We start from the raw sequence: 21,133 nt of genomic DNA, 5'->3' as shown, positions 1-21,133 counted from the left end.
TATATGAAAAAGATAATTTTAGTAGCCTTTTTAACGTTAACTGCATTTGCCGGGGCTTATGCACAACGTGTTGCATATGTAGATTCGGATTATATATTGAAACATATGCCCGAATACGCGTCGTCGCAAAAACAATTGGCCGCTTTGTCTGATCAATGGCAAAAGGAGGTTGATGGCCGTTTCCAGGAAATTGACCGTTTATATAAAGCCTACCAGGCCGACCAGGTGCTGATGACAGCCGATATGAAAAAACGTCGCGAGGCCGAAATTGTAGATAAGGAAAAAGCAGCCAAAGATTTTCAACGTCAAAAATTTGGACCTGATGGCGAGCTTTCACAAAAAAGTACCTCATTGGTTAAACCAATTCAGGATAGAGTATCTAAAGCTGTACAGGCTGTTGCCGAAAGCAATGATTTAGATATTATTTTTGACAAAAACAGTGAGGTAATTATGCTGTACGCAAACCCAAGGTTTGATAAAAGTGCAGAGGTGATAACCAAATTAGGGCTTAAGCCCGGCGTATTAGCCAAATAAATTTAAAAGTAAAATAAACAGAACAAAACTATTATTAAAACAGGACAAGAAAAAAATGAAAAAACTATTTAAAGTTGCTTTAGTTGCAGTAGGAATGATATTTGCCGGCAACTTTGCCAATGCGCAGACCAAAATTGGCCATATTAATTTTAATGCGGTTATTGATGCTATGCCCGAAACCAAAACCGTTTCGGCCCAGATTCAGGCTTACCAAAAAACCTTTATCGATGTACTTACCAACATGAACAATGAGTACACTACAAAAGGTACCGACTTTCAGAAAACCCAGGCTACTATGACAGATGCCGTACGCAGCCAAAAAGGTGCTGAGTTACAGGATATGCAAAAACGTATGTCTGATTATCAAACAGACGCTCAGCAAAAAGTTGAAGCTAAAAAGAACGAATTAGGCAAACCACTTTTTGATAAAGCTACTGCCGCAGTACAAGCTGTTGCCAAAGAAAAAGGTTACGCTTATGTATTGGATTCATCACAGGTTAGCCTGTTGGTATCGCCAGATGCTGACGATTTGATGGCCGCTGTAAAATTGAAATTAGGTTTAAAATAATATCAACCTTTAGTCATTTATAAAAAAGCGCTCCGTACTACGGGGCGCTTTTTTTATGTTTGTATATGGACAATCAACCTATAGGTATTTTTGATTCGGGCTTTGGAGGCCTTACGGTTTTTAAATCAATCATCGGCCGCCTGCCGGGTTACGATTATCTTTACCTGGGCGATAACGCCCGTGCGCCTTATGGTAACCGCTCATTTAAAACCATTCATGAATATACCTGGGAATGCGTGCAATGGATGTTTGCGCAGGGTTGCCCGCTGGTAGTGCTGGCCTGCAATACCGCATCGGCAAAAGCATTGCGTACCATACAGCAGCAGGATTTAAAAAACGCCGACCCTTCAAAACGCGTATTAGGCGTTATAAGGCCTACTGCCGAAATTGTTGGCAACTACACCAAAAGCAAACAAATTGGAGTGCTGGGCACCAAGGGAACGGTACAGTCGGGCTCATACCTTATCGAGATACAAAATTTTTTCCCGGATGTGAAAGTTTACCAGCAGGCCTGCCCGCTTTGGGTGCCGCTGATAGAGAATGGCGAGTATGACCAGCCCGGCGCCGATTATTTTGTGAAGTTGTACCTTGATGAAGTAATGGCGCAATCGCCGGCTATCGATACTATCTTATTAGCCTGTACCCACTATCCTATTATCCAGGATAAAATTGAAGCGCAGTTGCCCGCCCATGTTAAAGTGATAGGCCAGGGTGATATTGTAGCTAAAAGCCTGGTTGACTACCTGCATCGCCACCCCGAAATGGAGACCAGGCTCAGCAAAAACGGCACCAACCAGTTTTTTACCACCACAGATGATACTGCCGACTTTGATCATCACGCCTCGCTGTTTTTCTCGCAACCGGTGAAATCGACTTTCATTTCGGCTAATGATTTGGTTATATGTAAGTGAGTGGTTGATTTGGTTGATTAATTGAGTGGTCGGTGGGCCGAAATACTAAAAAAGATACATCATTGCGAGGTAAGAAGCAATCCCCAACATGCTAATGGCGACATGCAAAGTTTGGTAATTGTCCTAAAGAAGATTGCTCCGTGCCTCGCAATCACGGTTAAGGGTATAATTAACCACTCACTTAATCAACCCAGCCAACCACTCATCAATTTAATATACTAAACTTGTCGTCTAAAATAACTCAACATTTAGTAAGTTTGCAGCTTCATCAAAAAAGCGCTTGAATTATTATATCACATATTTTATTGTTGCTATAGGGTTGTTCAGTTTTTCGGCCTTTTTTGCGTTGTTTGGTGTTTATGCCGAGCGGAAGATCTCTGCATTTATACAAGACAGGCTTGGGCCTACTGAAACCGGAAAATTCGGCTCGCTGCAAACCCTGGCCGATATTATGAAGATGATCCAAAAAGAGCTCATCATCCCGGCAGCTGCCGATAAATGGCTGTTTATGCTGGCGCCAGCTGTAATATTTATAGCGGTATACATGGGTTTTGCCGCCCTGCCCTGGGGGCCGGGACTTATTCCATCAAAAATAAATTTAGGCATCTACTATATATTCGCCATTATCTCTATCGAAACATTGGGTATCCTGATGGCCGGCTGGGGATCAAATAACAAATATTCAATATTAGGTGCCATGCGCTCGGCCGCGCAAATCATATCTTATGAGATTCCTGCCGGCTTCGCCATTATATCTGTTGTGATGATCGCCCAAACACTGGATCTACAGGTTGTGGCCATGCAGCAAGGTGTGTTATCGCCAGAGAAAATAAAATTTGCCGGCTTTTGGGACGTAACCGCAACAGGTGGCTTGTTAAGCTGGAATATATTCCGCGCCCCCCATCTTATCATTGCGTTTGTAATTTATTTTATAGCCTCACTGGCCGAAAGTAACCGTGCCCCCTTTGATATTCCCGAGGCGGAATCGGAGTTGGTGGCAGGTTTTCATACCGAGTTTACGGGCATCCGTTTTGCGCTGGTTTTTTTGGCCGAGTATTCGATGATGTTTTTGGTGAGCATGATAGGGGTTATTCTGTTTTTGGGCGCATGGAATACACCCTTACCAAATATGGGCCCGGTGCATTTGGCAACATGGACAACCGGTATGTGGTGGGGCATTTTATGGGTAAGCCTAAAAACGTTAGGGCTGGTAGCCATCCAAATGTGGATCAGGTGGACGCTGCCCCGTTTCCGGGTAGATCAACTGATGAATCTTTGCTGGAAAGTACTCACCCCGCTGGCATTTTTATGTGTGCTGATATCGGGCGTTTGGAGAGTGTGGCTGATGTGATTTCGGAATTCGGATGTTAGATTTCGGATTTAAGAAATTGAATTTAGGATTTTAACAATTAGGATTTAGAGTTTAGAATTTAGGGTTTAGAGTTTAGAATTTCAATATTAGGATTTGTTAACTAAGTTAATCAACGGTTTTAAAACGGCATGGAAAGGTTTAAGTCTTACCGTGAAGCATTTGTTTGCCAATAATTCTGCGCGGAAGATTACAACCGTAAGTGATAGTAACTACTTTAAACAGCTGGAAAAAGGCACCAATACCATCCAGTATCCCAAGCAGCAATTGCCGGTTCCCGAAATTGGCCGCTACCAGCTGGATGTGGAGATGGACGATTGTATTGTATGCGATTTATGCGCCAAAGTATGCCCGGTAGATTGTATTGATATTGAAGCAATAAAGGCTACCGAAGCCATAGGCCAAACGTCCGACGGCACCACCAAACGCCTTTACGCGGCTAAGTTTGATATTGACATGGCCAAATGCATGTACTGCGGCCTGTGCACCATTGTATGCCCAACCGAGTGCATAGTGATGACCAATCAGTACGATAAAACCGTTTTTGAACTAAGCGACCTTGTTTATGAGTTCTCGGACATGCCACCCGAAGTTGCTGCGGAAAAGCGTGCTTTGTTTGATAAGCAACAGGCCGAAAAGCAGGCCGCCAAACTGGCTGCCATGCAAAAAAAGGAGGGCGGGGCATGAGTTTAGTCCGTGTGCTGTTTTATTTTATGAGTTTTATCGCAGTGGCTTCGGCATTGTACGCGGCATCAACCACTAATTTGGTACGCAGCATATTTGTATTTTTTGTAACCCTGTTTGCCCTGGCCGGCCTATACGTTTTTGCCCTGGCCGATTTTGTGGCGGTTACACAGGTGGTAATCTATGTAGGCGGAATATTGGTGCTCATCCTGTTTGCTTTTATGTTATCAGGTAAAGAAACGCTGGATGTTTTGCAGCAGCAAAAAGGTAAATTCTTCAGCATCGGCAAATTGCCTGCAATACTACTTGCGGCCTTGTTTTTTATCGTGATGATCAACGTTGTATTAAAGGCCGATGTAAATAACCTAAGCTGGGTAAAAGCTTCTATTGCCAATAATAATACCATTACCCCAAACGCGGTGATGATTGACAATATAGGTGTTAATTTAATGACGCGCTACCTGTTGCCGTTTGAAGCTATATCTGTTTTATTGCTGATGACGTTAGTTGGCGCGGCACACCTGTCACGTAAGGAGGCCGGGGCATGATCACTTTAACCGACTTTTTGATTGTGAGTGTAATGCTGTTTTGTATCGGCCTGTACATGATCGTATCTAAACGCAACGCCATCCAGATATTGATCGGTATCGAATTGATCCTGAACGCGGCCATATTAAACCTGGTAGCATTTGGTAAACACGATGCTGCCAACAACAGCGGGCAAATTTTCGCCTTGTTTGCCATTGTACTGGCCGCGGCTACAACGGCGGTAGCACTGGCTATTATTTTGAACGTGTATAGGAAATATAAAACCATTGATCCTGGTAAGATTAATAATTTGAGGGATTGATGATGAAGAGGCTGGTGATGATAATTTTGCTTTTTTTTCAATTAAGTTTCTTAGCTGGATTAGCGTCTGCCCAGAGCGTGCCTTTTGATTCTACAAAAAATGTCGATAGATTAATCAGTGCAAGCACAGCACGTAATTTTTACAAAACATTGGTAGTATTAAACGACAAACTTTATACTGCGGACATGAAAAACATCGATCCTAAAGATATTGYGTCAATTCAAGTATTTACAGCCACAGCAGCTTTAGCGTTTTATGGCAGCCGGGCAGATAATTGTGTTTTGAATATTTATACTAAACATTATAATCATGGTCTGATCAAAAAGTCAGTTCAGCAGAAATCGCCCGTCAGCGACAGCATTCTGTATGTTCTGGATGGATCGATTTCTGACAAGAACCTAAATGGCGTTCAGGTCGGGGATATACTTAGTCGGGATAGCATTGGTAAAGTTAAAGTCGCTGAAATATTTAACGCAGCACCTAAAAATCGATTAGTTGTGGTTTTAACTAAACGTGCTGCAATTGATAGCTATCAGAAAAAGTTAAGCCAGTTTTCAAAAGAATACGCTGCATTCCTTCAGGTTAATCACTTTGATGATAGCAATGTTGGATATATGAATACAACCAGTGGCGATTTTTATAAGCAATCGACAAATGAAGGTATTAATCTTCTTTATAAATTATCTGCAGATGATATTGTAAAAGTTGACTTCTCTCCGAGAACAGAAAACGCTGCCGGCTGGAAACCAGCGGTATTATTTATAACAACTAAAAAGATTGATTAATCAACTATCCTATACCGACGCCACCCTCATCGCCTGCACCCTCGCAGCTGTAGCATCGCCGCTGCTTGCTGCTTTGGTAAACTTTTGCCTGCCGGTAAAAAGTAAAGTTGCGGGTTGGGTATCTACGGTGGCTATTTTGCTGAGCTGTGTTTTGGCCGCCAAAGTATTTGCCGGGGTGTGGAATAATCCGCAGGTCCACGTAAAGCAGGTCTGGTTTACCATTGGGCATAGTAAAGTTTACGCGGGTATTCTACTTAATAATTTATCGGCTTTGATGCTATTATTGGTGTCAGTTATCGCTTTGCCGGTACACATTTACTCTACCGCTTACATGAAGCATGATGATAGGTACAGCCGTTACTTCACCTACCTCAGCTTCTTCTGTTTCAGCATGTTGGCATTGGTAGTTGTGGATAACCTGGTGCTGTTTTATGCCTTCTGGGAGTTGGTTGGTTTTTCATCCTACTTGTTAATTGGTTTCTGGTTTACAAAAGATAAAGCGGTACAGGCTAATAAAAAAGCTTTTATCATGAATAGGATAGGTGATATTGGTTTGTTAAGTGCTATTATTATCCTGTTCGCCATGTATAGCACTTTTGATATTAATGCATTGTTTGGGCATGAGGGGATGCTCAGTATTTCTGCCATAAGGGACGGGCAATGGGCTGTCCAAGCTGATTTGCTGCCCAGGTCTTACGGATCAATATGGTTCTCCGGAGGGGCTTCTGGCTCACTGCCCGCCATCTGGCAATACATTGCCGTTGCAGGTATCGTTTTAGCAGTCGCTGCTAAATCGGCACAGTTCCCGTTACATGCCTGGCTGCCGGATGCCATGGAAGGGCCGACATCCGTTTCGGCGTTAATACACGCTGCTACCATGGTTGCGGCAGGTGTTTTCCTGTTAGGCAGAGTATATCCAATGTTTACCCAAACAGAGCTTACCGTACTCGCCTGCATCGGCTGTTTTACTGCTTTTATGGCGGCTACCATCGCGCTTACACAAAATGATTTAAAACGGGTGCTGGCATATTCTACCATATCGCAATTAGGTTTTATGGTTTTGGGTATGGGGGTAGGGGCTTACTCATCGTCGCTGTTCCATTTGGCTACCCATGCGTTTTTTAAGTGTTTACTGTTTTTGGTGGCCGGTATCGTGATCCACGAAATGCAGCATGTTAAGGATGATAATAACCTGGACATCGATCCGCAGGATATTTCGATAATGGGAGGCCTGCGTAAAAAATTGCCGCTTACCTTCATCGTTGCGCTTATTGGTGGACTGGCATTAGTCGGCTTGCCGCTTACATCTGGCTACCTGTCAAAAGACGGTATCCTGATCCAGACTTTTGAGTGGATCGATGGTAAAGCTGCGTGGTTCAAGATAATCCCCATCATGGCATTACTGACCAGCTGGCTTACGGCTTTCTATGTAGCGCGACTGATCTTCAAGGTTTTCTTTGGCCAATTCAGGCTTTCCCAAATATATCCCGGTTTAAAAATACACATGGGCGACGGCGGCTGGCAATACAAATTGCCTTTGGTTCTACTGGCCCTTTGCTGCTTCTTCCCGCTGTTTTCATTTAACCCCTTTGGGTACGAGCAGGCCTGGTTATCCAGCGGTTTAAGACTGCACGGCCTGGCTAAGTTCGAAAGTATTTATCACGTTACCATCCCGACGCTGGTAAATATTTTCAGCTTACTGGTCATTTACGCTGCTTATACCATCTATGTAAAACAAAGCAGTTTTGCATTCCCGCAAACCGGGTTCTTTTACCGTTTATCATACAACCAATGGTATTTTGATAAAATTTACAAACGTGTATTTGTAAAACCCGTATTAGGGCTGGGTAAGTTCATGTACTGGTTTGATAAAAATATTATTGATGGATTTATCCATTTACTTGCTGCTGTGAGCAGATATGTTGCCGGTTTTGCCGCCTGGGCTGATAAATATATCGTCGACGGATTTTTGCACCTGGTGGCTGCCATTGTACAAAGTATTGGCAATTTTGCACGTAAATTCCAGGGCGGTAAAGTGCAATATTATTTGTTTAGTATGCTGGCCATTGTGCTGCTGCTGTTTATTTTAAAAATACTGATATAAACCTGATGAATATATTAACCTTACTCATATTTATACCTGTACTGTTTGGCATTATCATTATGCTGCTGCCATCAAGCATGCGCAACAGTTTTAAATATATCACGCTTGGGGCTACCTTGATCCAATTGGGCATCAGCATATGGATGTACCTTAACTTTAAAACAGGCGCCGGCTTTGGCGGCATTAACCACGAAGAGCAGTTTCAGTTTGTACAAAAACTGCCTTGGATAAGCCTTAACCTGGGTAGCCTGGGCAAAATGCAAATTGATTATTTTGTGGGGATAGATGGCATATCGATAACCCTGCTGGTGATGACATCGCTGGTATTGGTGATAGCTACCTTGGCTTGCTGGGAAATCAAGAGTAACCTTAAAGGGTTTTTTCTGTTGTTTTTATTGCTGGATATGGCCGTTATCGGCGTGTTTTGCGCGCTGGATTTCTTCCTGTTTTATATGTTTTATGAGCTCATGCTACTGCCGTTGTATTTCCTGATCGGGATGTGGGGCGGTGCACGGCGCGAGTATGCTTCCATCAAATTCTTTTTGTACACCCTGTTTGGTTCGGTATTTATGTTACTGGTGATAGTAGGTTTATACCTCTCGGTTACCGATCCCGCCACCGGCAATCATACTTTTAATATGGTGCAGATGATGAACCCGGCAAACTTCAATGTCGGTTCGGTATTTTCACTGGCAGGCCACCAAACCATATTGGGCATGCCTGCGCGTACCGTAGGTTTTGTGGTATTGTTTATCGCCTTCGCTATAAAAGTGCCGGTAGTGCCCTTGCACACCTGGCTGCCCGATGCCCACGTAGAGGCACCAACGCCGGTATCTATCATCCTGGCTGGTATCCTGTTAAAAATTGGCGGCTATGGCATTATCCGCATATGTATCGGCATCTTCCCCGAAGTAGCCACAGCGCATGCCTTCTGGCTTGGCCTGTTAGGTGTTATCTCCATTTTATACGGTGCATTCAACGCGCTTGCCCAGCGAGATCTGAAACGGATGATCGCTTATTCATCGGTATCGCACATGGGTTTTGTGTTATTGGGCATCGCGTCGCAAACTGCCGAAGGCGTAAGCGGAGCCGTAATGCAAATGGTGAGCCATGGCTTTTTATCAACCATGCTATTCTTCCTGGTAGGGGTTATCTACAACCGGGTGCATGACAGGGATATTTACCATTTCCGTGGCCTGGCTACCTTGATGCCAAAATATACGGCCTTTGTTATGATCGCGTTTTTCGCTTCGTTGGGCTTGCCGGGCTTTTCGGCATTTGTGGCCGAGGCGTTTACATTAGCCGGTGTATTTAAATCGCATACAGAAAATGGTTTACTGCCTTATTGGATGGCTATTTGCGGCACCCTGGGCATACTGTTTGGCGCGGCCTACTTTTTATGGACACTGCAACGCATGTTCTTCGGTAAAGAATCATTAAAAGGTGGTGCCGTTTGGAAAACAGCGCTTACAGATTTAAACCTGCGTGAGAAACTTACCCTTGCACCACTGGCCATCATCGCCCTGGCATTGGGTATAATGCCATCATTAGTTTTTGATAAGATCAACGATTCGGTATTGGCTTTTATACAATTTTTACACACCAAATAATTGATAGTGTATCAGCATAAATTCTTTTATGGAAAAATGCATACCGCTGCATCTTTAGTTTACCCGGTAGCCTTTGCGGCTAATGGGGGAAAACTAACAGCAAGTATCCATTTAACCGAAGACGTTATGTTCAAAAAAAAACTATCAACCGCTATTTTTTTATTTATAGCTATTGCCGCCAGAGCAGATGAGGGGCAAAAAATCGCCTCGAAAGTTCAAAAAGTTACCGTGTTTTTAAGCGGGGCACAGGTAAGCCGCACCGCGCAGGTAAATATAAGCGCCGGTACATCAACCCTGGTATTCAACAACCTATCGGCAGATATGGACGTGCAGAGTTTGCAGGTAAGCGCAGGTGGTAATTTTACCATTCTTTCGGTTAAGCACGAGCTTGATTTTTTTAACGAAGAGTTGAAGCAAAAGCAAATTATCGATTTGCAGGCTCAGCAAAAACTCATCAGGGACAAAATATCCTTACAAAACGGCTTGCTCCCTATTTACCAGGAAGAGGCCGATATGCTATCAAAAAACCAGGTAGGTAGCGGCGAAAAAAATGGCCTCGATATTGTAAAACTTAAACAGGCACTTGACTTTCAAACGGCCCGCCTAACCGAGATCAAGCAAAAACAGCAAACCGTAGCCGACCAGGTGGCCTTGCTAAACCTCGAACTTCAAAAATACGATAAGCAAATAGCCGATATTGTTAAAGGCCGCCGCAGCACCACCAGTAATGTGCTGGTTACGGTATCGTCTAAAGCCGATCTGCAGTCTACATTTACCATCAACTACGTGGTGCATACCGCCAGCTGGTATCCTGTTTATGATATCAGGGCTAAAAATGTAAACAGCCCCATCAGCATAACTTATAAAGCCAATGTGTCGCAGCAAAGCGGCGAGGAATGGAAAAATATTAAAATCACCCTGTCAACAGGCAACCCAACCGTAAGCGGCAGTAAACCCGAGCTTACCCCGGACTATTTAAATTTCGGGATGTATTATTCAGGCGCTGCCAGCAGCATCACCAAAGTTACGGGCAAGGTTGTTGCTCAGGATGATGGGCAGCCCTTGCCCGGCGTATCCATTAGGATAAAAGGCACATCGATAGGTACGGTAAGCGATAAAGATGGCAATTACAATATCCAGGTACCGGCCGGCAACCCAACACTTACTTATAGTTTTCTTGGTTACGAAACCATGGAGCGGCAGGCCAATGCGGCTGTTATAAGTGTAGCGCTTAAACCATCAAGCCAGGCTTTAAATGAGGTTGTTGTTGTAGGTTATGGCAGTACATCAGAGTCGCTTGAGGGGCGGGTTTCCGGAGTGAGTATTACACCTGGAGCAGTCGATAAAATAAAGATCAGAGGGATATCCAGCCTGGGCTATTCAACTACCCCAATCGAAGTAAAGCAAATTGAAAACCAAACCAACGTAGAGTTTGCCATTGCCAATCCTTACACGGTACCAACAGATGGTAAGCAATATATGGTAGAGATTGGGCAGTTTGATTTAGAAGCCAGCTATCAGTATTACGTTGCCCCCAAAATAAGCACCGATGTGTTTTTAACCGCCCAGCTTACCAACTGGAACAAATACAATTTCCTATCCGGCGAAGCCAGTTTGTTTTTTGAAGGAACTTTTATCGGTAAATCATTAATTAACACCCAGGCCACTACAGATACGCTTAACCTTTCGTTAGGCAACGATAAAAATATTGTAGTTACCCGCACCCTGCAAAAGGAACTGGCCGAGCGGCAGATCTTCGGCTCCAACAAAAAGGAAACCCGCAACTGGCTTGTTGAAGCTAAAAACCGCAAAAGCCAGCCGGTTAACTTATTGGTAGAAGACCAGGTGCCCGTTTCGCAAAATTCCGACATACAGGTAGATGTGCAGGAAACATCGGGTGCAAAATTGGATGCGCATACGGGCAAACTTTCATGGAATTTCGTGTTAAATTCGCAGGATGATAAAAAGGTGCAGTTAAAGTACCAGGTTAAGTACCCCAAAAATCAATCAGTAATAGTTCAATAATATAAATGCACCAACTGCTCACCAACATATCCGAACAGCTAACCCAGGTAATTGCCAGCCTGCACTATTTTTTGCCCGAAGCATACCTGGGTTTACTGTTTGTGTTTGTGATGATAACCGACCTGCTTTTTGGTAAAACATCTGCTGGTTACTGCCGCATGGTAGCCATTACAGGCATGTTATTGGTAGCCTTTACCGATTTAAATCAATTTGGGCTGATATTGGATGGCCCGCACCTGCTATTTAGCCAAATGCTGCTCCTGAGCCGCAGCGGCTTGTGGTTTAAATTAACCATTGATGTGCTGGCTTTTATCCTCCTGTTATATTTTAGCTGGGACGCGAAGCTGAAAAGCCATCAGAAAGGCTTATCTGATCTATATACCATTACCATAGCCTCTATATTCGGGCTGCATTTAATGGTGATGGCTATAAACCTGTTATCTATTTACCTGGCTATCGAGATGGTTTCCATCGCATCGTACCTAATGGTAGCTTACCGCAGCGAGAACGCTTTCAGTACCGAGGCGGGCTTAAAATATGTATTGTTTGGCGCGGCATCGTCTGCAATTATGCTTTATGGTATTTCGTTGATATATGCATTCAGCGGTTCGCTGGATATTTTGCAGCACAATACCGTTATGGAACTTTTAAAGGTCAATCAGCTTAGCTCGGCTTTTGCTATAGTGCTGGTGTTGGTGGGCATAGGGTTTAAGCTGTCATTTGTCCCCGTTCATTTCTGGGTGCCCGATGTGTACCAGGGAGCGCCAACGCCGGTTACTGCATACCTGTCTACCTTACCTAAAATTGCGGCCTTTGCTTTATTGGTTAACTTTTTACCGCCTTTTATACTGCTTGGCGCCAATACCGGGTTCAATTTGGTTATTGTGCTATCAGTAGCGGGTATTATCAGCATGATAGCGGGAAACTTTGCCGCAGTATTGCAAAGTAATGTTAAACGGATGCTGGCTTACTCCAGCATTGGCCATACCGGCTTCGCGCTTATGGCCGTGGTAGTACTTAACCAGCAAGGCATATCGTCTTTAACTTATTACCTGTTAGTTTATGCGGTGGCCAATATTGGCGCATTGGTGCTGGCAACTTATTTTACAAATGTAGCGGATGCTCAGGACCTTGACGCTTATAAAGGCCTTGGTTTAAAATACCCGGTTGCCGGGGTGTGTTTTACCATCATCCTGATATCGCTGACAGGCTTGCCGGTGAGTGCCGGCTTTACGGGTAAGGTGTTTGTGTTTTCGGCGGTATATGGGCTTTATCAGCAAAATCATAGTATCTGGCTGTTGCTTATGATGGCTACAGGGGCTTTAACAACGGTAGTAAGTTTATTTTACTATATAAAAATTCCACTTAATTTATTCCTGAAAAGATCAGAAAATCAGGATATTGAATATAAAAAATCGTACAATTCGCTCATTTTGGTTGTAATTATAAGTTTTGTGCTGATTTTGTTGGGTGTTTTTCCGGATTTCGTTTTTAAATACCTGTAAACGTAATTTTTTATTACCTATTTAATATAAAATTAACACAATCTTCTTTTTATCGACAGAAAAGTATTAATTTAGGCTGTTTTTTAACAAGTCTAAAAATTAAATGAAGCGGTATATTCCTTTTCTAATTATACTTATAATTCTTACGCTTACTTTTTTGTTTCCATCTGTCGAGTTCAAAAACTCCGGCAATCCTCATTTTAATACCGGTGATATAGCCTGGATGCTGATGTCGACAGCGCTTGTTTTGATTATGACGCCGGGTCTTGCCTTCTTTTACGGCGGTATGGTAAACAAAAAAAACGTGATATCTACCATGCTGCAAAGCATAGTGTGTATGGTTATCATCACGGTACTTTGGGGTATATTTGGTTTTAGCCTGGCCTTTGGCGAAAGTTTTCATGGCGTTATTGGCAACCCCGCCACCTTTTTTATGATGAAAGGAATGCTGGGTAATGCTACCTGGAAAGCCGCGCCAACCATCCCGTTGTTGTTGTTTGCCATGTACCAGTTAAAATTCGCCATAATTACCCCGGCACTGATTACCGGTGCTTTTGCCGAGCGGATTCGTTTTAACTCCTACATTATTTTTTTGGTACTGTTCTCCATCTTCATATTCTCGCCACTGGCGCATTGCACCTGGCACCCGGATGGCATACTGGCCAAACTGGGTGTGCTTGACTTTGCCGGCGGTACGGTGGTACACATGTCGGCCGGATGGGCGGCGCTGGCTTCTGCATTATATTTAAAACGCCGTAACGAGGCTAATCATTCGCCTGCCCGTATTACTTATGTAATGATAGGCACCGGGCTTTTATGGTTTGGCTGGTTTGGCTTTAATGCAGGTTCGGCTTTTGGCGCAAATGCTTTGGCGGTAACCGCTTTGGCCACCAGTACAACAGCATCAGCTGCAGGTGGTATTACCTGGATATTTTTTGATATGCTGCGTGGCCGCAAACCATCGGCTATGGGTACCTGTATAGGCGCGGTAGTAGGACTTGTGGCCATTACGCCGGCTGCAGGTTATGTAACTGTTCCGCATTCGCTGGCTATCGGTATTATATCGGCCGTAATCAGTAACCTGGTTGTGGAGTGGCGTACGCGCACTACCATTGATGATACACTTGATGTATTCCCTTGCCATGGGGTAGGTGGTATGGTGGGTATGCTGCTAACCGGTGTTTTTGCCAATCAGCACGTAAATGCTGCAAACACTACTGGTAACGGCCTTTTCTTTGGCGAAACACACCTGTTTTTGGTACAGTTATTAGCACTGGTAGGAGTATCGGTGTTCGCGTTTTTCGGGTCGTTGTTATTGCTTAAAATAACAGACATGATCTCTCCTCTCCGGGTATCTGCCGAGGATGAAGTTGTGGGGTTGGACATTAGCCAGCACGGCGAAAAACTTTAATCTTGAATTTCAAACCAAATCAATAAACCTGAAAGTCCGGCTGAGAAGCCGGATTTTTTATTTGGTGGCGGCGAGGGAGTCAAGACACGGGTGCGATGACTGCCGCGTAGTCATAAAAATATTATATTATTAAACGTATTGACAATACACTTGTCTATAAGGTGTTGTCAATACGTGTTTTTGTCTTAACTCTTGATTCTTAGCTCTTGACTCTATTTTTAAAATATGTTTTCAGATAATCAATTAGGGATGTTTACAACTGCTCATCAAAATATATTACCATTTGATGGGGAGGTTTACCTGTACCCTAATTTTTTTGAAGAGGAGGGCACGCTAGGTATTTTTGAACAGTTAAAGCATTCCATCCTTTGGAAACAGGATAAAATGAAAATCTATGGTAAAATGGTCAACTTTCCACGGCTTACTTCCTGGTACGCCGATAGCGACCAGGAATACACCTACTCGGGCGTAGTAAATACACCTATCCCTTTTACGCCATTGTTAAGACAGATAAAAGAAGCGGCCGAACAGCAATGCGGCAAACAATTTAATTCGGCCCTACTTAATTACTACCGTCATGGCGACGACAGCATGGGCTGGCACAGCGATGATGAAAAGGAACTGGCCGGCAACCCTGTTATAGCCTCGGCGTCGTTTGGTGCAACCCGCACTTTTCAATTTAAACACAAGCAACAAAAGAGCGCTAAAGTTTCTATCGCCTTGAATAATGGCAGCCTGCTTATTATGCAGGGTGCAACACAACATAATTGGCTGCACCAGGTACCCAAAACGGCAAAACAGCCTGGACCTCGGATCAACATAACTTTCCGGGATATTAAGTATGTCTGAATCAAAATTTTTCACGCTTAATTTATTTTTAACGGTTTTCAAGAAGGCTACGCCGTTTACAGAATTATTAAATTAAGAGAATGCCGCGTTATTTTGAAAATTCTAAAATTCTGTAAATTTTGATTCAGACAAAAAAATCTGCACATCTGAAATATTGCAACACCCGTGATTAAATGATAACTTAGTTTATCTGAATCTACCTGCATATGAAAAAAATTAATGTGTTTGCCCCGCTTTTAGCGCTGGCTTTTAATGTGAAAGCCCAAACCGATTTGCCCGATAGCGGCACCTTCTTTCTATACAAATTCGCGCAGCATATTGGTAAGGAAACTTACCGGGTTGCTAAGTATAAAGATGCTATTGAGTACACCGTTGATTTTAAGTTTGTCGACCGTGGTTCACCGGTGCCTTTAAAGGCCAAACTAAAATTAAATCCGGTGGGCAATCCGCTTGAACTCGTTGTCAAGGGCAGTACATCCAGGTTTTCTATAATTAACGATTCTGTGGTTATTTCCGGCGACAAGGTAATTGCTAAAGTTGATGATAAAACTACTAATTACAACTTAAGCGGTCAAATCAGCTTCCCTGTAGCCGGTTACTCGCCAACATTGGTACAACAGGCAATGCTTCAGTATTGGAAAAAGAATAAGCAGCCGGTAACTATGAAAACCCTGCCTTTTGGCTCGGTACAAATAAAAAAAGACGGTACAGATCAACTAACGTTTAACGGCAAGCCATTACTGCTTGACAGGTATACCGTAAGCGGCCTTGTATGGGGCAATGAGCTGATATGGACGGATGCCGGTGGTAAGCTCATTTGCCTCATCACCAATGATGCTGAAGGCGATAAGTTGGAATCCATGCGCGAAGAATATGAAAGCCTGTTGACCGAATTAATCAGCAAAGCGGCGGTTTATGGTATGGAGGTTTTCGCTAAGGCTGCAGCGCCCACAGGTGCAGTTAGTAAGGTGATAGCCATTACAGGCGGTAACCTGGTTGATGTAGACACCGGCACAAGCATGTCCAATGCTGTAGTATTGATAGAAGATGGCCTTATTAAAGTGATAGGTAAGGTGGGCAATGTTAAAATACCTGCCGGCGCCAAAGTAATCAATGCAAATGGTAAAACTATTTTACCCGGCTTGTGGGATATGCACGCGCATTTTGAACAGGCAGAATGGGGACCTGCCTACCTGGCAGCCGGCGTAACAACGGTTAGGGATTGTGGCAACGAATTTGAATATATTAACGCTATAAAAAGCGCCATAGATGGTGGCAGGGGCGTTGGCCCAAATATCCTGAAAGCGGGTATTATTGATGGTAAAGGGCCGATGGCGCTTGGTGTTATACAGGCAGATACCAAAGAAGAAGCCGTAAAAGCGGTTGATCGTTATAAAGAAAATGGATTTGCGCAGATAAAAATTTACAGCTCGGTAAAACCAGCTACAGTAAAAGCTATTTGCGACGAAGCCCATAAATTAGGCTTAACGGTAACCGGCCACATCCCCAACGGGATGACCCTGCAACAGGGCGTAGACTCGGGCATGAACATGGTAAACCACGAGCAATATGTTTACGCCATTTTGAAAAGAAATAAAGACAGGTCTGTCGATTTTAGTGATTCGGTAAGCGTGGCGGCCATAAAATTCATTAAAGACCATCATGTGGTGATAGACCCAACTTTGGGTGTTTTTGAACTTGCCTTTCGAAATGTAAAAGATAGTATCACGAACCTGGAGCCGGCATACAATACGTTGCCACCCCCATTGCAAACGCTATTTAAAAACATGGGGATGGAACCGGCCAATGCCATGAAATTTAAGCCCCTGATGCAAAGCATGACAACTTCTGTAAAAAAGCTATATGATGCAGGCGTTATTATTGTGGCCGGTACCGATATGGGATTCCCTGGTTTTAGCCTGGATAGGGAGCTGGAACTATACGTATCGGCGGGTTTAACACCGGCCCAGGCCATCAAAACGGCAACTATTACGCCAGCCCAGGCCATGGGTATTGATAAACAAACAGGCTCCGTTGAAGCAGGTAAACAAGCAGATATTATACTGGTAGATGGAGATCCGTTAAAAAACATCAGCGATATCCGTAAAGTATCTACCGTAATTAAAGCAGGCAGGGTTTATGATCCTGTCGCTTTGCATCGGATGGCTGGTTTTTCGAGGTAGGGAGTGCAGATTATAAATTTCAGATGTGCAGATGTTGTCTGAACCGGAATTTGTGGAATTTAAGAATAGCTCGAATTTAGGCACATTCTGTTAATCCTTTAATTCGATGAATTCCGGTTCGGAAAGATTCAGACAAATTCTCTAAATTCACATCGTGCAACAAGAAGAACTTACAACTTTATGGCGGCCGGTTGGGCCGAAGGAATTAAAGCTGATAGAAGAGTCGGGTTTTAAACGGTTCCCTAAACGATTGGCGCAACAACCGATCTTTTACCCGGTAATGAATGAAGCTTACGCCATACAAATAGCAAGGGATTGGAATGTGCCTGCATCAGGTTCGGGCTTTGTAACTAAGTTTAGTTTGCCTGCCGCGTTCCTAGTAAAATATAATGTTGAAAACGTTGGCGGCCCTATTCATAACGAATTATGGGTGCCGGCCGAAGAGCTGGAAGAATTTAACGATCACATTGTAGGGTTGATTGAGGTTACGCAATCATTTTACCCTGCTGAAAAAGAGTGATTCGGACAAATGATCAGACAAAAACATCTGCACATCTGTAATCTAAAATCTGCACATTAAAAAGGATGTTTAAACTACTATTTAATGACAAATGATTTTATAAAGAGTCCATTATAAATGATACCTTTGCAGCCTCATTCCGAATCATGAGCGATCAGATTAAACATGAATGCGGTGTGGCATTTATCCGCTTATTAAAGCCACTATCTTTTTATCAGAAAAAGTACGGAACTGCGCTGTACGGCCTGAACAAGCTTTACCTTTTAATGGAGAAACAACATAACCGCGGCCAGGATGGCGCAGGTGTTGCTACCATTAAATTAGATATTGCTCCGGGCAAGCGGTACATCAGTCGTCACCGGTCAATGGCCTCAAATGCCGTTGCTGATATTTTTGAATACATCCAGAAGAAATTCGCGGAGATTCAGAAAGAAACCCCCGAAAAAATGTTGGATGCCGAGTGGCTCAAAGAACATGTAAGCTTTACCGGCGAGGTTTTATTAGGGCACCTACGTTATGGTACCCATGGTAAAAACTCGATAGAAAGCTGCCATCCGTTCCTGCGCCAAAACAACTGGCAAACCAGGAACCTGGTTATTGCAGGTAACTTTAACATGACCAATGTTGATGAGCTTTTGCAGCAACTTTACGACCTGGGCCAGCATCCAAAGGAACAAGCCGATACCATTACAGTGCTCGAGAAAATGGGCCACTTTATTGATACCGAAAACCAAGGCTTGTTTGACCAGTACAAACGCGAAGGATTAGACGATAACGTGGAGATTAGCAAGCTGATAGCCAACGATATGGATGTTGCCAAAATTTTAACAAAATCGGCCAAAAACTGGGATGGTGGTTATACCATTGCCGGCATACTTGGCCATGGCGACGCCTTTGTAATGCGCGACCCGGTTGGCATACGCCCGGCGTTTTATTACTATAACGACGAGATTGTTGTAGCTGCATCAGAACGCCCTGCTATCCAAACAGCATTTAACGTGCCTATGGAAGAGATCAGGGAAATTATGCCCGGTCATGCCCTTATCGTTAAAAAGAATGGTAAAATAAGCGAGACCATGTTTAGCGAGCCCAAGGAGAAGAAAGCCTGCTCTTTCGAGCGGATCTACTTTTCACGCGGCAGCGATGCATCTATCTACCGTGAGCGTAAACAATTAGGCCGGTTATTATGCCCGCAAATATTGGATGCCGTTAACCATGATATTAAAAATACCGTATTCTCATACATCCCTAACACTGCCGAGGTTGCTTTTTATGGCATGGTAGAGGGCGTACACAAATACGTAAAAAAATACCAGCGCGACAGGTTGCTGAACCGTGAGGATAAAGTGAGCGACGAAGAGCTTACCGAATTACTTGCACTGGCACCACGCGTTGAAAAAATAGCTATTAAGGATGTTAAACTGCGAACCTTCATCACCCAGGATGCTGACCGTAGCGAAATGGTTGCCCACGTTTACGATACCACCTACGGTTTAATAAAACGTGATACCGATACCCTGGTAGTATTAGACGATTCGATCGTTCGTGGTACCACGCTTAAACAAAGTATCCTGAAGATACTGGACAGGCTTGGCCCTACCAAGGTTGTAGTTGTATCATCGGCGCCGCAAATCCGTTACCCTGACTGCTATGGTATAGATATGTCGCGTATGGGTGAGTTTGTTGCTTTTGAGGCTGCCATTAGCCTGTTAAAGGAAATGGACAGGGAAGATGTGATTTTAGATGTTTACCAGAAATGTAAAGACAGCATTAAGCTGCCTAAAGAGAAGGTACAAAACCATGTAAAAGCCATATACGAGTTATTTACCGATCAGCAGGTATCTGACCGTATAGCGCAGATCATCACACCTAAAGAAATAAAATGCGAAGTACAGGTAATTTATCAAACCTTAGATAACCTGCACTTAGCCTGCCCAGACCATACCGGCGACTGGTACTTCAGCGGCGATTACCCAACCCCAGGTGGTAACAAAGTTGTTAACCGCGCCTTTGTTAACTGGATGGAAGGTAAAAACCAAAGGGCTTATATGTAAGTGAGGCCCCCCGGCCCCCTGAAGGGGGAGTGAAATTATATGGAGGCGATGAGTTTATACTTGTCGCCTTTTTTGTGCTTTTTTGGGTGTTTTCATCAAAATTAAAACGAGATTATTCTGAATTGTCGGATTTCGGGATGAATTCTGAAGGAGGAGTGATAAAATTAAGCTATGTCATTGCGAGTAAACATCAGGCTAACCTGAAAAAACAGTAATGACATGATTGTAAATTGGGTTTAATGTAGAGAAGCAATATTTTGCGTCTCCGCCAGGCAAGCAGATTTGCAAGGTTTGATTTGCATGCGGGAGACGCAAAATATTACGTCTCTACGTAAAAAAATCAACGTTGATAGTCAACGCATTACAATCATGTCATTATAAGGCACTAAGCAATTGCGAGGACGCTTAACCAATAAAAAAGCTCCCCCTTCAGGGGGCTGGGGGGCCTCATGACCCTGCCGGTGCCGCGAAGATGAAGTGCGTAACCAGTTTGTCGATCAGTACCAATGAGGCGATTATTAACGCTATACCGGCCACTTCGTTAAGGCGGTGAATGAGTTTAACCGAAATTTTGTCGCGCAGCTTATCGGCATAAAAAGCTTTAATGGTATCCATACCAAACTGTACAACAAGGATAGTTAAAAACATAACAGCTATATGGAATGACCGATGGGGCGTGCCCACCAGGAAAGTGGTACTCGCCGCGCCGATAACAACCGTCCAGTGGAATAACAGCGTGGGGTTGAAGATGCACATCAGAAAGCCTTTGAAAAAGTAGCCTGCCTTGTTGATATTTGTTGCCTTGTTATCGTAGTTTACCTCGGCTTTTTTGAACATATAGTACAGCCCAAGGGTAAACAATATTACAGCGCCAACAACGCCTGCAATCAGTTTAGCATGATCAGATACATCTATATATTGCGAACCGAAGAGTAGCGCACCAACAAATACTACATCGCTGGTTACAACACCGAGGGCAAGGGCTACACCTGCATGGAAACCTTTTTCGATGCTGGTTTTAATGAGCGCAAAAAAGACCGGGCCAGTAATAACAGTCAACACTAATCCAAACCCAATTCCCGAAATAATGGCTTTTATCATTAAGTTAGGCTTTGTTCATTTTTGAACAATGCGAATATGCAATTTTATCTCATAAACAACGAAACTTAAA

Annotated in this window: 18 protein-coding genes; 17 read left to right on the top strand and 1 reads right to left on the bottom strand. The window is 43.6% G+C overall.

Annotated features, from left to right (window positions below):
- Positions 1–3: 3 nt before the first annotated feature.
- The 17 genes from AC1DU2_RS00165 to AC1DU2_RS00085 all read left to right on the top strand — a co-directional run bounded on the left by AC1DU2_RS00165 (position 4) and on the right by AC1DU2_RS00085 (position 19,962).
- A complete protein-coding gene (locus AC1DU2_RS00165) occupies positions 4–534 on the top strand; it encodes an OmpH/Skp family outer membrane protein (protein WP_090651269.1) in 531 nt (176 codons plus the stop codon).
- Between the two features lie 55 nt (positions 535–589).
- Positions 590–1,102: an OmpH/Skp family outer membrane protein gene (locus AC1DU2_RS00160; protein ID WP_477355692.1), complete on the top strand. Its 513-nt coding sequence runs from the start codon at positions 590–592 to the stop codon at positions 1,100–1,102.
- A 65-nt stretch (positions 1,103–1,167) separates the two neighbouring features.
- Entirely contained in the window at positions 1,168–2,013 is an 846-nt protein-coding gene (gene murI, locus AC1DU2_RS00155) for a glutamate racemase (protein WP_477382272.1), read from the top strand.
- 280 nt (positions 2,014–2,293) lie between these two features.
- On the top strand, positions 2,294–3,364 hold the full coding sequence (locus AC1DU2_RS00150) for a complex I subunit 1/NuoH family protein (protein ID WP_477382270.1): 1,071 nt from the start codon (positions 2,294–2,296) through the stop codon (positions 3,362–3,364).
- A 114-nt stretch (positions 3,365–3,478) separates the two neighbouring features.
- On the top strand, positions 3,479–4,069 hold the full coding sequence (locus tag AC1DU2_RS00145; protein WP_477382269.1) for a 4Fe-4S binding protein: 591 nt from the start codon (positions 3,479–3,481) through the stop codon (positions 4,067–4,069).
- Positions 4,066–4,614, top strand: coding sequence for an NADH-quinone oxidoreductase subunit J family protein (locus AC1DU2_RS00140; RefSeq protein WP_477382268.1), 549 nt, complete (start codon positions 4,066–4,068; stop codon positions 4,612–4,614). The genes AC1DU2_RS00145 and AC1DU2_RS00140 overlap by 4 nt, the downstream gene beginning before the upstream one ends.
- Positions 4,611–4,916, top strand: coding sequence for an NADH-quinone oxidoreductase subunit NuoK (gene nuoK, locus AC1DU2_RS00135; RefSeq protein WP_477355707.1), 306 nt, complete (start codon positions 4,611–4,613; stop codon positions 4,914–4,916). Before AC1DU2_RS00140 ends, nuoK begins: the two co-directional genes overlap by 4 nt.
- On the top strand, positions 4,916–5,701 hold the full coding sequence (locus AC1DU2_RS00130) for a hypothetical protein (RefSeq protein ID WP_477382266.1): 786 nt from the start codon (positions 4,916–4,918) through the stop codon (positions 5,699–5,701). The genes nuoK and AC1DU2_RS00130 overlap by 1 nt, the downstream gene beginning before the upstream one ends.
- Positions 5,694–7,805: an NADH-quinone oxidoreductase subunit 5 family protein gene (locus AC1DU2_RS00125; protein WP_477355713.1), complete on the top strand. Its 2,112-nt coding sequence runs from the start codon at positions 5,694–5,696 to the stop codon at positions 7,803–7,805. Before AC1DU2_RS00130 ends, AC1DU2_RS00125 begins: the two co-directional genes overlap by 8 nt.
- A 5-nt stretch (positions 7,806–7,810) precedes the next feature.
- Complete coding sequence (locus AC1DU2_RS00120) at positions 7,811–9,415, top strand: complex I subunit 4 family protein (protein ID WP_477355716.1); 1,605 nt, start codon at positions 7,811–7,813, stop codon at positions 9,413–9,415.
- A 6-nt stretch (positions 9,416–9,421) separates the two neighbouring features.
- A complete protein-coding gene (locus tag AC1DU2_RS00115; protein ID WP_477355719.1) occupies positions 9,422–11,440 on the top strand; it encodes a DUF4139 domain-containing protein in 2,019 nt (672 codons plus the stop codon).
- Positions 11,441–11,445: 5 nt separating this feature from the next.
- The gene (locus AC1DU2_RS00110) at positions 11,446–12,945 is read left to right on the top strand and encodes an NADH-quinone oxidoreductase subunit N (protein WP_477382265.1); all 1,500 of its coding nucleotides are present in this window, start codon (positions 11,446–11,448) and stop codon (positions 12,943–12,945) included.
- 103 nt (positions 12,946–13,048) lie between these two features.
- Positions 13,049–14,356 (top strand): ammonium transporter, encoded by a 1,308-nt coding sequence (locus AC1DU2_RS00105; RefSeq protein ID WP_477355725.1) that lies wholly within the window; start codon positions 13,049–13,051, stop codon positions 14,354–14,356.
- Between the two features lie 225 nt (positions 14,357–14,581).
- Positions 14,582–15,205, top strand: a complete 624-nt coding sequence (locus AC1DU2_RS00100) for an alpha-ketoglutarate-dependent dioxygenase AlkB family protein (RefSeq protein WP_477382264.1) — start codon at positions 14,582–14,584, stop codon at positions 15,203–15,205.
- 206 nt (positions 15,206–15,411) lie between these two features.
- Complete coding sequence (locus AC1DU2_RS00095; RefSeq protein WP_477382263.1) at positions 15,412–17,388, top strand: amidohydrolase family protein; 1,977 nt, start codon at positions 15,412–15,414, stop codon at positions 17,386–17,388.
- 154 nt (positions 17,389–17,542) lie between these two features.
- Entirely contained in the window at positions 17,543–17,908 is a 366-nt protein-coding gene (locus AC1DU2_RS00090; protein ID WP_477382262.1) for a hypothetical protein, read from the top strand.
- Positions 17,909–18,054: 146 nt separating this feature from the next.
- Entirely contained in the window at positions 18,055–19,962 is a 1,908-nt protein-coding gene (locus tag AC1DU2_RS00085; protein ID WP_477382261.1) for an amidophosphoribosyltransferase, read from the top strand.
- Between the two features lie 447 nt (positions 19,963–20,409).
- Here the strand turns inward: AC1DU2_RS00085 and AC1DU2_RS00080 are convergent, their stop codons facing one another.
- A complete protein-coding gene (locus AC1DU2_RS00080) occupies positions 20,410–21,063 on the bottom strand; it encodes a LysE family translocator (RefSeq protein WP_477355739.1) in 654 nt (217 codons plus the stop codon).
- Positions 21,064–21,133 lie beyond the last annotated feature (70 nt).

This window comes from Mucilaginibacter sp. P4_C11 (assembly GCF_056402115.1).
This window is presented reverse-complemented; position numbering and strand designations above follow the sequence as displayed.

Bases quoted from the DNA above. Each gene is read 5' to 3' on its own strand.
- AC1DU2_RS00085 (WP_477382261.1), top strand. From the start codon at position 18,055: ATGAGCGATCAGATTAAACATGAATGCGGTGTGGCATTTATCCGCTTA.
- AC1DU2_RS00160 (WP_477355692.1), top strand. From the start codon at position 590: ATGAAAAAACTATTTAAAGTTGCTTTAGTTGCAGTAGGAATGATATTT.
- AC1DU2_RS00110 (WP_477382265.1), top strand. From the start codon at position 11,446: ATGCACCAACTGCTCACCAACATATCCGAACAGCTAACCCAGGTAATT.
- AC1DU2_RS00100 (WP_477382264.1), top strand. From the start codon at position 14,582: ATGTTTTCAGATAATCAATTAGGGATGTTTACAACTGCTCATCAAAAT.
- AC1DU2_RS00080 (WP_477355739.1), bottom strand. From the start codon at position 21,063: ATGATAAAAGCCATTATTTCGGGAATTGGGTTTGGATTAGTGTTGACT.
- murI (WP_477382272.1), top strand. From the start codon at position 1,168: ATGGACAATCAACCTATAGGTATTTTTGATTCGGGCTTTGGAGGCCTT.
- AC1DU2_RS00105 (WP_477355725.1), top strand. From the start codon at position 13,049: ATGAAGCGGTATATTCCTTTTCTAATTATACTTATAATTCTTACGCTT.
- nuoK (WP_477355707.1), top strand. From the start codon at position 4,611: ATGATCACTTTAACCGACTTTTTGATTGTGAGTGTAATGCTGTTTTGT.
- AC1DU2_RS00140 (WP_477382268.1), top strand. From the start codon at position 4,066: ATGAGTTTAGTCCGTGTGCTGTTTTATTTTATGAGTTTTATCGCAGTG.
- AC1DU2_RS00165 (WP_090651269.1), top strand. From the start codon at position 4: ATGAAAAAGATAATTTTAGTAGCCTTTTTAACGTTAACTGCATTTGCC.
- AC1DU2_RS00095 (WP_477382263.1), top strand. From the start codon at position 15,412: ATGAAAAAAATTAATGTGTTTGCCCCGCTTTTAGCGCTGGCTTTTAAT.
- AC1DU2_RS00120 (WP_477355716.1), top strand. From the start codon at position 7,811: ATGAATATATTAACCTTACTCATATTTATACCTGTACTGTTTGGCATT.